Raw genomic sequence first — 12277 nt, 5'->3', positions numbered from 1 at the left:
TATCGGAGGGTCTGGCTAATGCGCTGTTAGGGAGATAAGCGTCCATAGTTGCCAAAGGGCGAAACTGATAATCGACAGTGCGGCGACGCTGCGAGTGGCAGGGTGGCGAATTAAATGGCTTAACTGCTGTGCTGCAAGTCCTGTTGCCAGCAGGGCAGGGAGTGTACCCAGGCCAAAAGCACCCATTAGAAGCGCGCCATCGAGTGGGTCTGCAATCGCTAAGCTCCAGGCTAGCATGGAGTAAACCAGACCACAGGGCAGCCAGCCCCACAGTGTCCCTAGGGCGAAGGCTTGAGGAAGATGCACGACAGGCATCAGGCGTCTTCCCACTGGCTCTATATAACGCCAAAGGTGCCTTCCCACCGCTTCTACTTTCAGCAGTCCTTTCCACCAGTTGGCGATATAGAGCGCCATTAAGATGAGCATCAATGCGGCGAAAGCCTGCAGTGCAACACGTGCAGACGGAGAAAGTGAGATAAGTGTGCCAAGTGCAGCAACAATGGCACCCGCCACCATATAGCTGAGAATGCGTCCGGCGTTATAGCTAATCAGCAGCCCACCCATGCGGGCAGGGTGTCGCATGCTAGGCGGTACGGCAAAGGTCAGCGCGCTCATAATGCCGCCACACATGCCGATACAGTGGGCGCCGCCCATTAAGCCAAATACAAACGCGGCTAGCAGGGGTGGTAAATCAAGTCCCGTCGGATTCATGCAGGTGGCTCTTGGTTATCTTGAGAAGAAGAGCCGCTTTTTTTACGCGCTGCACGCTGCTCGGGAGTCAGGTCATTCTCATCATCATCGAATAGAATGCGGTGGGCTGGGCCTTCCAAATCGTCAAACTGGTCGTGTTTCACGGCCCAGAAAAACGCCCACACCGCGAGGCCCAGAAGAGTGAGTGAAAGGGGTATCAGTAAGTATAAAATCGTCATGCCGTCACCGGTGTTGATAGGGCAATCTGAGGGGCGGGCGGGGTACGCCAGCGAGTGAGACGTAGCGCGTTACCTACCACAATCAGGGAGCTTAGCGACATGCCAATCGCAGCGAGCCAGGGGGGAATTAACCCCATTGCTGCTAAAGGCAGTGCTGAAAAATTGTAGCAAACTGACCACATCATATTTTGGCGCATAATGCGGCGTGTGGCGCAGGAAATATCAATCGCCTCAAAAATACGCATTAGGCGTGGACTGAGCAATATCGCGTCGGCGCGGGTACGGGCAAGGTCTGTGGCGCCATTCATAGCAATGGCAACGTCAGCGCCAGCTAATACCGGCACATCATTGATACCATCACCAATCATTACGACACGCTCACCGCTGGCTTGTAACTCACGCAATCGCTCCAGCTTGCCCTCAGGCGATTTGCCAGCGTGCCACGTGGTAATATTGAGCTGTTCTGCCAAGCTTCCTACCGCTTCTTGCGTGTCACCAGAAAGTAGCTCTACATCCAACCCGCGGGCTTGAAGTGCGGCAACGGTTTGGGCCGCATCTTCGCGAATGCCATCGTGCAGCTTGAACCAAGCACGTGGTGCGTTGTTTTCACTGAGTAACAGCCACTGACCGGCGCCTGGCTGGGGCAGTGCGGTTGTCGTCGCAAAAGCGGGTTTACCTAATCGCCATGTTGCGCCGTTCAAAGTGCCTTCCAGCCCGCTTCCGGTCACACTTTTGAGGTTGCATGCCTGCAGAGTGGCATCTCTAAATGGGCGGAAAGCCCTAGCAATGGGGTGTTCAGAGTGTGCTTCTAGCGCCGCTGCGATGGCTTGAGCATGCTCTGCACTAAGTGGCGTATCGCTGTGGGCGGGATGCTGTTGGTCAATAGGATGCGTTTGGGTCAGCTGCATTTCGCCGCGAGTCAGCGTACCGGTCTTATCAAAAATCACCCGAGTGACGTTGGAGAGTGATTCGATCGCGTCAGCACGTGTAATGAGTACGCCTCGCTGGCGCAACTGGCCATGTCCTGCTGTCAGCGCAGTGGGGGTGGCCAGTGCCAGTGCACAAGGGCAAGTGACTACTAATACCGAGAGTAGTACCCATAGCATGCGAGATGGATCAATAAACCACCATGCTACTGTGACACAGGCGGTAACGATCAGCAGCCGTAATACAAACAGGTGCGCCATACGCGCCGCCATCTGGGCAAGTCGTGGGCGACTTGCAAAGGCGCGATCGGTTAAGTCGACAATACCGGCCACTCTGGCGCTATTGCCAGCATGGGTTACCTTTATGGTGAGCGGGTTTTCCATGTTTTGGCTGCCACCCACCACGCTTTCGCCTACCCGTCGAGTCACTGGCAAATACTCACCGGTCAGCATCGACTCATCAAGGCTGGATTCGCCGTCTTCGATAATGCCATCAGCGGGAACGCCATGACCGGGCTTGATGAGCACGCGGTCGCCTTCTTTAAGTTCACTGGCAGGTAGAATGCGTTCACTGCCATCAGCTTCAAGGCGAATAGCGGACACTGGCAAAACGCCGCTCAGCGCATTGCCGCTGTGGCCGCTGCGCCGCCTGGCCCTACCTTCTACATAACGGCCAAATAGCAAGAAAAAGGTAAACATGGCGACCGAGTCGAAATAAACATCGCCAACGTTAAACAGCACTGCATAGCTGCTCGCCAAATAGGCGCCGCCAATGGCTAGCGAGACCGGCACATCCATGCCAAGAACGCCGGTTTTCAGATCACGCAATGCGTTACGGAAAAAAGGTTGCGCTGAGAAAAATACCACGGGCGTGGCTAGGGCAAACGATAGCCAGTGAAACAGAGCATAAAAGTCTTCGCTAAGCTCACCAGGCCCCGATACATAAATGGGAATGGAGAACATCATGACCTGCATCATCCCGACGGCTGCGACAATCAGACGGCGCACATTCATGCGTTCTTCATGTTGCAAGCGTGTTTGGGCTTGGTCAGGTTCATAGGGCTGCGCATCGTAGCCAATGGCCGCTAGTTCAGCGAACAGCTGTGAAAGGTTGATGGCGGTGGGGTCCCAGCTCACCCGTAGGCGATGATGGGTAAGGTTAACCGCGCTAGAAGTAACGCCATCAAGTGCATTCAAACGATGTTCAATGAGCCAGGCGCAGGCTGCACAGGTGATACCGTCTATTGCGAGTGTGGCGCGTACTTGTCCTTCGTCACCCTCTGGGTGAACAAACTGCGCTTGTAGCCCTGGGTCATCAAATACCGACCAGGTTTCTGCTTTGGCAGCTTGGCGCTCGTCAGGGCGCTCTGGCATTTCTGTGCGATAGCGATAATAGCTCTCCAAACCGCCATCAACGATGGCGTGGGCGACGGCTTCGCAACCTGGGCAGCATAGTGGTTTGGATGTGTCGTCAATGCTAATTCGCCACGGTGCCCCTTCGGGCACCGGGTTGCCGCAGTGGTAGCAGCTAAGGGCGGTCGTGGTCATTCGTTCTCCGAGCGCCCGCCAGGTAGTAGTGCAATGGTGTTTTCGTTAGGAAAGCGTGCTTCTCCAATAAGGCGCCATGCTGATTCATCGCCTTGCTCTGGCTGCAGCTGTAGATACCAGCGATAGCGCAGATTGTCAGGTCCTTGAGTGATGTAGCGACCTTCGCGCACATGCTCTAGTACAAACGACTGGTCACGATCGTCTTCGGTGGGAAAAATAAGATCTAGATAGAGCTTGTCTGGGCGAGCATCGCCAGCAAGATCAACAACAATATCGCTGGTCAGCGGATCAATGCGTAACTCGGCACTTAAATTTAAAGTGCGCGCTTGCTCTTGCTTGGCGAATACCATGTTAATGGCTTTGCCGTGCTCGTAGTAATCTTCTTGTACCACCATACCGTCATAGCTTTTGATCGACATAACCGCAAAGGTCGTGCTGACAATAATGGAGGAGAACAGCAAGCCTAACAAAAACCATGGCCAGAACTGTTTGTACCACGGCGTAATCGTAGGGTCTGACATAACGCATTTATCTCCTGGCGTTACCTAAGAAGCGGGCTTCACGCTCCTGACGGATTTGCTCATCTTGTTGTGCTTGCAGCACAAAAGTAATGGGGTGACTGGGCTGGCTTAGGTCTTGAGGGTTCGCCAGTACGGTGATGACCTGAATGCGAGACTCGCCTGCCGGCACGCTAATCGACGCGCTATCTAACGTTAAGCTGGGTAGGCCTAACACACTGATTTGGTAAGTGTGTGGCGCGTTATCAAGGTTGCGTACCGTGAGACTGTAAACATTGCTGATTTGCCCTTCTCGGGTCATTTGATACAGCTGCGTGCGCTCACGCTCGGCGTCGAAACTAAGTGGTATGCGGTCGTTAACCGCCCAGGCAAACGCAACGACCATAATAATCAGCGCGGCAAAGTAGCCCAGCAGTCGAGGCCGTAAGATGTGGCTTTTCTTGCCTTCTAGCGCATTTTCCGTTGTATAGCGAATAAGCCCTTTGGGGTAGCCCATTTTGTCCATGACGCTGTCACAGGCATCAATACAGGCTGCGCAGGTAATGCATTCGTACTGGAGCCCATCACGAATATCAATACCTGTTGGGCAAACCTGAACGCATAGCTCGCAGTCTATACAGTCGCCAAAGCCAGCTTCTCTCGCCTGAGTATGGCTAAGTGACTTCTTCCGCCGACCTCTTGGCTCGCCGCGTGCTTCGTCGTACGACACGATCAGTGTGTCGCGATCAAACATGACTGATTGGAAGCGCGCGTAGGGACACATGTAAATGCACACCTGCTCGCGCAGCCAGCCTGCATTTAAATAGGTAAATACTAAAAAGAAGCCAACCCAAAAATAGGACCAGCCATGGGCTTCTAGCGTAGGCAGTTCCGTCACTAGCGTGCGGATGGGGGTGAAGTAACCCACAAAAGTAATGCCAGTAGCCAAAGAAATCAGTAACCAAGCGGAATGTTTAGCTCCTTTCCGCCATGCTTTGTCAGCATTCATTGGCTGCTTGTCGAGCTTAATACGGTGGTTTCTAGATCCCTCTATGCGGTGCTCAAGCCAAATAAATAAGAATGTCCAGACGCTTTGTGGGCAGGTATAGCCGCACCAAACGCGTCCAGCAAAAACAGTAATAAAAAATAGCCCAAAGGCGCAGATAATAAGCAGCCACGAAAGTAATACGAACTCTTGGGGATAAAATGTGGCAGCAAAAATATGAAACTCTCGGCCTGGAAGGTCAAACCAGATGGCAGGGCGGTCGCCCCAGTTCAGCCATGGAAGCAGGAAGAAGCCGAGCATAAGCGCCCAGTTGGCGCTGCGCCTTACTTTCTGGAAGAGCCCTTTAATTTCGCGCACATAAATATGTCGGCGCTTGGCATACATGCTCTGAGTTGTACTTTCCCCAGGGGTATGGTGCCCAACGGGCGGCGGCGTAATATCTTGGCTAGGTATTTTTTCCATGGCGATGATCGCAGCTCACTAAGGCGGGAATGGGCGGCAGCATGGATATCGTGGCGTTAAACCTGCGACGCTAGATAACACAACTGTATGCCGTGTCGCTAAATAGTAGTGTAACGGATAGCAAGGGTGTCTGGATGGGCGGTGGATGAAGAAAGGGTGCGGTATGAAACCGCACCCTCGTGCTACTACCTACAAGCGGTTGCTACTAACTAAGCGATTAGTCGTTGAAGCGTAGGCTGTAGACATAAGCGGCTACTAGATGAACACGCTCTTCACCAATATAAGCTGCTTGTGCTGGCATGTGGCCGTTACGACCATTGCGCAGTGTTTGGCGGACAGAATCAGCAACGCTTTGTCCCGGTGCCAAATAGAGCCATACATCATCAGTCAGGTTAGGTGCGCCAAGCGCGGTATTTCCCGTTCCACTGGGTGTATGACATGCCGCGCATGCTGCGAGGAAAGTGCTTTCGCCACTGGCTGCACGGTCTGCATCATGCTCTTCGCCAGACATTGAGAGAACGTACTGAGTGAGGTTCTCAATGTTGTTCTCGCCAAGCTGCTGCCAGGCAGGCATTAATCCATTACGGCCATTATTCAGTGTCGTCATGATGTTTTCCGGCTCACCGCCATACAGCCAGTCGTCATCGGTGAGGTTCGGGAAGCCGTAACCACCTTGGGCGTTAGAGCCGTGACATACCGCACAGTTGTTCAGGAAAACACGCTCTGCTACCCGCATTGCTTCAGCGTCTTTTGCCAATTCAGGAATAGGTATTTCCTGATACTGAGCAAAAATCGGTGTGAAGCGCTCTTCGGCATCAGCAACTTCTTCTTCCCACTGGCCTTCTTGGGACCAGCCCAAAATGCCTGCATAGTTACCTAGGCCTGGGTAAAGTACTAAGTAGCCCAGGGCAAAAATAACGGTGAGGATAAACAGCTTGAACCACCACTGGGGTAGTGCGTTGTCGTACTCTTCGATCCCATCAGCCGCGTGGCCAGTGGTTTCGATATTGCCATCAGCATCAGGTGCTTTATCGGTACGGCGGTTGGAAAATAAGATCCAAACGCTCAGAGCGATAGTGCCCAGTGTGACGACAATGATCCAGGCGCTCCAGAAGCTGGATAGGGAGTCACCCCATAAATTATTCATGTATTTTTATCTCCCCTGTCGTGGCGGGAATCCGCTTCGTGCTCAGACGAAGCATGCTTGTCACGGGTTGGTTGCTTATCATCGTCATCGGCGAAAGGCAGGTTAGCTGCTTCGTCGAAGTCTGGCTTGCGTCGCTTGGAATAAGCCCATAAACAGATGCCAATAAAAGCGACAATCAATATCAGCGTGATAAGGCCGCGGAAAGTTCCCGTATCCATAACTTAACGAGTGCCCTCAAGCACGGTGCCTAACTGCTGCAAGTAGGCCACCAGTGCAGTAATTTCCTGGGTGCCGCGAACGTCTTCTGTCGCAGTGGCGATATCTTCATCGGTATATGGCACGCCTAACTGACGCAGCGTGCGCATTTTTGCCGGTGTCGATTCGCCATCCAAGGTGTTTTCAAACAGCCAAGGATATTCAGGCATGACTGACTCGGGTACCACATCTCGTGGGTTATAGAGGTGGGCGCGGTGCCAATCATCACTATAGCGTCCACCTACGCGAGCAAGATCCGGTCCGGTGCGCTTGGAACCCCAAAGGAAGTTGTGTTCGTAAACCTGTTCGCCTGCCACGTTATAGTGGCCATAGCGTTCGGTTTCTGCCCTGAAGGGGCGAACCATCTGGGAGTGGCAGCCTACGCAGCCCTCGCGGCGGTATATGTCGCGTCCTTCCAGCTCCAGTGCGGTGAGCGGCTTAAGGCCCTCAACTGGCTCGGTTGTTTGCTTTTGAAAGAACAGCGGTACGACCTCGGCCAGGCCGCCAAAGCTGATCGCAACCAGGATCAACACGGCGAGCAGGCCAACGTTCTTTTCAACAATCTCGTGTTTCATTGGTCTCAACTTCCCCGTTTTAAGCGGCTTGTGGCGCTGAATGGCTAATCGTTTCGCGACGTTTTACGGTCATGTAAACGTTGAATGCCATAATTAGCATGCCGGTTACCCAGAAGAGGCCGCCAATCATACGCACAAAGTAGCCGGGGCCACTGGCTTCGACAGACTCTACAAAGGTGTACATCAGCGTGCCGTCAGCATTAATCGCGCGCCACATTAGGCCTTGCATGATGCCGTTGACCCACATAGCGGCGATATACAACACAGTACCAATGGTGGCTAACCAGAAATGCACCGCAATCAGATTGACGGAGTACATCTCGGTACGCCCGAAGACCCGCGGGATCAGGTGGTACATAGAGCCAATGGTAATCATCGCTACCCAACCTAGTGCACCAGCATGCACGTGACCAATGGTCCAGTCGGTGTAATGCGACAGCGCGTTGACGGTCTTGATGGCCATCATTGGCCCTTCAAACGTCGACATGCCGTAGAACGACAGCGCCACCACCAGGAAGCGAAGTGTTGGATCGGTGCGCAGTTTATGCCAAGCGCCAGACAGGGTCATCATGCCGTTGATCATACCGCCCCAAGAAGGCGCCAGCAGGATGATAGACATAATCATACCCAGCGACTGTGCCCAGTTAGGCAGCGCTGTGTAGTGCAGGTGGTGAGGGCCTGCCCACATATAAATCATAATCAACGCCCAGAAATGGACGATGGAGAGGCGGTAGGAATAGACCGGGCGTTCGGCTTGCTTTGGCACGAAGTAGTACATCATGCCCAGGAAGCCTGCCGTAAGGAAGAAGCCGACCGCATTGTGGCCATACCACCACTGCACCATCGCATCTACCGCACCCGCATAAATCGAAGTGGAGTACATGGGGGTGACCGGAATGGCCGCATTATTAACGATGTGCAGCACCGCGACGGTCAAAATAAACGCTGCAAAGAACCAGTTCGCCACGTAAATATGGGAAGTGGTGCGCTTTTTAATCGTCATTAAGAAAACGATAGCGTAGCTAATCCAAACGACCGCAATCAAAATATTGATCGGCCATTCGAGCTCTGCATACTCTTTTGTCGTGGTATAGCCTAGCGGCAATGACACGACAGCCGAGAGAATAACCGCTTGCCATCCCCAGAAGGTGAACGCTGCGAGCTTGTCAGAGAACAGGCGAGTCTGACAGGTACGCTGTACGACATAGTAAGACGTCGCAAATAGCGCTGAGCCACCGAAGGCGAAGATAACAGCGTTAGTGTGTAACGGACGAAGGCGCCCGAAGCTTGTCCAAGGTAAGCCAAGGTTCAGTTGCGGCCAAACTAGCTGGGAGGCAAGGATAACGCCAAGCGTCATACCTACAATGCCCCACACAACGGTCATGATCGCGAACTGCCGAACTACCTTGTAGTTGTAGGTCGGGTGTTCCAGTGCTGTGCTCATTTCATGTTCCCATCGAACGCGGTTAGGGGGTAACCCGTAGCATTTTGCATTAGCATTTTGCCCGGGTGCGGCCACCCGCTTGATGATGCAGGTCAAGATCCGATAGAGATTCTATCGCAGCCGCGCCTTAAGCTGAACACGCCAATAGAAGTAACACTGAATTATTAGGAGTTAATCGTGTCTTATTACGCTGGTTCTGGTTTCGTCGATATACACCCAGCCGCTTTAAACGATGCGTTAGCTAATCCCAGCGTACAGCGGTTAATAGTGATTGGGCACGGCCCGCTTTCAGTTTTGGGGTCGCCCAAGGTGGGCCGAATACTACTTGCTCATGGCGCTGGGGCGGGTCATTGCTCTGTGTTTATGCGGCAATTTGCCGCGACGTTAGCAGCGCAAGGCATGCAGGTACTGGCAATTGATTTTCCCTACATGCAGCAGATTAACGAGCAGGGGAAGCGCCGTCCGCCACCCCCCATCAAGCAAACGGTGGCTAGCTTTGCCTCATGGTACGCGCTACTGACGCCTTTGAGCGATCAGCCCTTGTGGGTGGGCGGTAAATCGATGGGTGGGCGTGTTGCCACTTTATTTGCCAGTGAAATGCTCGCCAATGACGTGCATGGCCCTGGCGTTATTGTCGCAGGCTATCCATTTCATCCACCCAGAAAACCAGACAAAACCCGTTTGGAACATTTTCCCGCTATTCGTTGCCCCGTGCAGATTCTCCAGGGGGAACGAGATCCCTTTGGCAATGTAGATGAGGTTTCAGGCTATAACCTGCCTAATAATATTAACGTTGCTTGGCTTGCTGATGGCGATCATGATTTTAAACCTAGACGTGTTTCTGGATTAAATCAGCAAGTTTTGATTGACGAAGCGGCCATACTTGCGGCATCCTTCGTCCGCGCTCACCAAGCACGGTATGTGTGAGGAGTGGCAATACGCTGGTTTGAATCGAAAATTTGAACGCGCCGTGTTGACATCCCACCAAGTTCCTGTAGAATGCAGCGCCACGTGACCAGCGGGTGGTTAGCTCAGTTGGGAGAGCACCAGCCTTACAAGCTGGGGGTCACTGGTTCGAACCCAGTACCACCCACCATTTATTTGGTCGTTTGGAAACGTGAAGCAGTAGCAATTGATGCATTAAGTGGACCGGTAGTTCAGTTGGTTAGAATGCCGGCCTGTCACGCCGGAGGTCGCGAGTTCGAGTCTCGTCCGGTCCGCCATCATCAGTTATTACCGCATAAAAGTTATCGCTATTCGGACCGGTAGTTCAGTTGGTTAGAATGCCGGCCTGTCACGCCGGAGGTCGCGAGTTCGAGTCTCGTCCGGTCCGCCACGATAACTTATCAAGTTGTACCATTTAAAGCATTATTGCTTTAAATGCCCTGGGTGGTTAGCTCAGTTGGGAGAGCACCAGCCTTACAAGCTGGGGGTCACTGGTTCGAACCCAGTACCACCCACCATTTAACTGAATGTTTTTAAGCGCCTCTGAACCGCTTTTAAATAGCTAGTTTTATGGTTAGAAATAAGTGCCTTAAAGTGGACCGGTAGTTCAGTCGGTTAGAATGCCGGCCTGTCACGCCGGAGGTCGCGAGTTCGAGTCTCGTCCGGTCCGCCATTTAAGCACTCATAGACTAAAAGCTTTAGTCGAACGAATTCTAAAAAAGCCCAGATCAATGATCTGGGCTTTTTGTTGCGTATAATTTATCTCTCTAGACTCATTCTCTAGCGCCATAACGTGCAGCCATAAAGCTGCACGATAATATTAGGCGATAGCGCTTACCCCCGCTTTGGCGATCTGTACGTCCTGGTCAGGCTTTACGCCTGAGATGCCGACAGCACCCACGACGTTGCCATCGACGATGATAGGAACGCCACCTGACAGCAGGCCTTGCAGCGGCGCAGAAACAAATGCCGTGCGCCCACCGTTAATCATCTCTTCAAACACTTGGGTCTCTTTACGGCCTAGTGCTGCACTGCGCGCTTTATGTGTTGCCACATCGGCACTGAAGGGCGCAGCACCGTCTAAGCGGCGCAGAGCGAGTAGATGCCCGCCATCATCCGTTACGGCAATGGTGACTGGCCAGCCGTTGTTATCGGCTTCTTTTTGAGCAGCATCTAGTACCTGAATGACATCGGCTTGGTCGAGAACAGCTTTGCTTTGCATCAAACTTTCCTTTTGATCAAGGGGAGTAAAGTGCCGCGCTATTGTTTGCTTGAAAAAGCTTGTTAGCGCGGCAAAGTGAATCAGTGTTTATACCAGGGCAGCATCCACCACTTCCACCCAGTGGCGTACCGGGGTGCGATTGGCACTAGCAAGGTGGGTTTGGCAGCCAATATTGGCAGTGACGATAACCTCTGGGTTGCTAGCTTCCAGCGCATTGAGCTTGTTATCGCGCAGCTGTGTGGCAAGCGCTGGCTGGGTAACCGAGTAGGTGCCAGCTGAGCCACAGCATAGATGCGCATCTTGTACCGGCGTTAGCGAAAACCCCAGCTTGCTGAGCACGCCTTCAACCGCACCATTGAGCTTCTGGGCGTGCTGCAGTGTGCAAGGGCAGTGAAATGCCAGACGTTGGTGTTCTTTAAGCTCGAGTTTCTCTACGGGCTCTTCGCGCAGTATTTCGACAATATCTTTCGCCAGTGCGCTGACTTTTTGCGCTTTCTGGGCATAGGCTGGGTCATCTTTGAGCATGTCGCCATACTCTTTGACAAAAGCGCCGCAGCCGCTGGCCGTTTGAACAATGGCTTCAGCCCCTTGTTCGATCTGTGGCCACCAAGCATCGATATTGGCACGCATACGAGCGCGACCATCGTCCTGGGCATTCAGGTGAAAATCAATGGCCCCACAACAACCTGCTTCGCTGATGGGCGTCACGCTAATCCCAAGCCGGTCGAGCAGTCGAGAAGTCGCTGCATTGGTGTTCGGCGATAGACCTGGTTGAACGCATCCTTCTAATATTAGCACCTTGCGAGAATGACGTTGGCTATCCGGGCGTTGGCCTGCGTCGACTGGTGCCGGTGGCATCTTACTGCGTAGCTTGCCAGGCACCAGGGGTTTGAAGGTTTGCCCTAAGGACAGAAGTGCTTTGAAGCGCTTAGGATCTACCAGCATCTTACGCAGCGCATAGCGTTGGGCGCGTTCGGCCATGGAACGAGGAACCCGGCGGTCAATTTCTGCACGACCGATATCCAAAAGTTTGTGATATTCCACACCTGAAGGGCAGGTGGTCTCACAATTGCGACAGGTCAAGCAGCGGTCTAAATGCAGGCGTGTCTCTTCGGTGACCTGATCATTATCATCGCGGCTTTCCAGCAGCTCTTTCATTAAATAGATGCGCCCGCGTGGTCCGTCCCGTTCGTCGCCTAGCAGTTGATAGGTGGGGCAGGTGGCATTACAAAAGCCGCAGTGTACGCAGGTGCGCAGAATGCGCTCGGCCTCCTGAATATGCGGTTTTTGGCGATCAGCATCGGTAAAGTGCGTCTGCATG

At 53.2% G+C, this 12277-nt stretch carries 12 protein-coding genes and 5 tRNA genes; 6 read left to right on the top strand and 11 right to left on the bottom strand.

Annotation, left to right across the window (positions count from 1 at the left end; translation table 11 throughout):
- Positions 1–15 precede the first annotated feature (15 nt).
- From NF683_RS02710 to ccoN, 9 genes are all read right to left on the bottom strand, one after another.
- Positions 16–711: a sulfite exporter TauE/SafE family protein gene (locus NF683_RS02710; RefSeq protein WP_193061845.1), complete on the bottom strand. Its 696-nt coding sequence runs from the start codon at positions 709–711 to the stop codon at positions 16–18.
- A complete protein-coding gene (ccoS, locus tag NF683_RS02705; protein WP_095604068.1) occupies positions 708–929 on the bottom strand; it encodes a cbb3-type cytochrome oxidase assembly protein CcoS in 222 nt (73 codons plus the stop codon). Before ccoS ends, NF683_RS02710 begins: the two co-directional genes overlap by 4 nt.
- On the bottom strand, positions 926–3403 hold the full coding sequence (locus tag NF683_RS02700) for a heavy metal translocating P-type ATPase (protein WP_253921196.1): 2478 nt from the start codon (positions 3401–3403) through the stop codon (positions 926–928). Before NF683_RS02700 ends, ccoS begins: the two co-directional genes overlap by 4 nt.
- The gene (locus NF683_RS02695; protein WP_089039734.1) at positions 3400–3924 is read right to left on the bottom strand and encodes a FixH family protein; all 525 of its coding nucleotides are present in this window, start codon (positions 3922–3924) and stop codon (positions 3400–3402) included. The genes NF683_RS02700 and NF683_RS02695 overlap by 4 nt, the downstream gene beginning before the upstream one ends.
- A 7-nt stretch (positions 3925–3931) precedes the next feature.
- On the bottom strand, positions 3932–5368 hold the full coding sequence (ccoG, locus tag NF683_RS02690; protein ID WP_089039733.1) for a cytochrome c oxidase accessory protein CcoG: 1437 nt from the start codon (positions 5366–5368) through the stop codon (positions 3932–3934).
- 217 nt (positions 5369–5585) lie between these two features.
- Positions 5586–6515 (bottom strand): cytochrome-c oxidase, cbb3-type subunit III, encoded by a 930-nt coding sequence (gene ccoP / locus NF683_RS02685; RefSeq protein ID WP_089039732.1) that lies wholly within the window; start codon positions 6513–6515, stop codon positions 5586–5588.
- A complete protein-coding gene (locus tag NF683_RS02680) occupies positions 6512–6733 on the bottom strand; it encodes a cbb3-type cytochrome oxidase subunit 3 (RefSeq protein ID WP_089039731.1) in 222 nt (73 codons plus the stop codon). The genes ccoP and NF683_RS02680 overlap by 4 nt, the downstream gene beginning before the upstream one ends.
- A gap of 3 nt (positions 6734–6736) precedes the next feature.
- Positions 6737–7345, bottom strand: a complete 609-nt coding sequence (gene ccoO / locus NF683_RS02675) for a cytochrome-c oxidase, cbb3-type subunit II (RefSeq protein WP_038477934.1) — start codon at positions 7343–7345, stop codon at positions 6737–6739.
- 19 nt (positions 7346–7364) lie between these two features.
- Positions 7365–8789, bottom strand: a complete 1425-nt coding sequence (ccoN, locus tag NF683_RS02670) for a cytochrome-c oxidase, cbb3-type subunit I (protein WP_038477931.1) — start codon at positions 8787–8789, stop codon at positions 7365–7367.
- Positions 8790–8966: 177 nt separating this feature from the next.
- Between ccoN and NF683_RS02665 the strand changes: the two genes are divergently transcribed.
- The 6 genes from NF683_RS02665 to NF683_RS02640 all read left to right on the top strand — a co-directional run bounded on the left by NF683_RS02665 (position 8967) and on the right by NF683_RS02640 (position 10407).
- Positions 8967–9716 (top strand): alpha/beta fold hydrolase, encoded by a 750-nt coding sequence (locus NF683_RS02665; protein ID WP_253921195.1) that lies wholly within the window; start codon positions 8967–8969, stop codon positions 9714–9716.
- 93 nt (positions 9717–9809) lie between these two features.
- Positions 9810–9885: transfer RNA gene (locus NF683_RS02660), tRNA-Val, on the top strand.
- A gap of 50 nt (positions 9886–9935) precedes the next feature.
- Positions 9936–10012, top strand: a tRNA-Asp gene (locus tag NF683_RS02655).
- Positions 10013–10048: 36 nt separating this feature from the next.
- A tRNA-Asp gene (locus NF683_RS02650) sits at positions 10049–10125 on the top strand.
- Positions 10126–10176: 51 nt separating this feature from the next.
- A tRNA-Val gene (locus NF683_RS02645) sits at positions 10177–10252 on the top strand.
- Between the two features lie 78 nt (positions 10253–10330).
- Positions 10331–10407: transfer RNA gene (locus NF683_RS02640), tRNA-Asp, on the top strand.
- 147 nt (positions 10408–10554) lie between these two features.
- Here NF683_RS02640 and NF683_RS02635 read toward each other — a convergent pair.
- Both NF683_RS02635 and glcF read right to left on the bottom strand, forming a co-directional pair.
- On the bottom strand, positions 10555–10956 hold the full coding sequence (locus tag NF683_RS02635; RefSeq protein WP_089039729.1) for a GlcG/HbpS family heme-binding protein: 402 nt from the start codon (positions 10954–10956) through the stop codon (positions 10555–10557).
- Between the two features lie 87 nt (positions 10957–11043).
- Positions 11044–12276: a glycolate oxidase subunit GlcF gene (glcF, locus tag NF683_RS02630; RefSeq protein ID WP_253921194.1), complete on the bottom strand. Its 1233-nt coding sequence runs from the start codon at positions 12274–12276 to the stop codon at positions 11044–11046.
- Position 12277 lies beyond the last annotated feature (1 nt).

Source organism: Halomonas sp. MS1 (assembly GCF_024182575.1).
GTDB lineage: Bacteria > Pseudomonadota > Gammaproteobacteria > Pseudomonadales > Halomonadaceae > Vreelandella.
The sequence above is the reverse complement of the archived record's forward strand: the minus strand, read 5'-3'. Positions and strand labels throughout refer to the sequence as shown.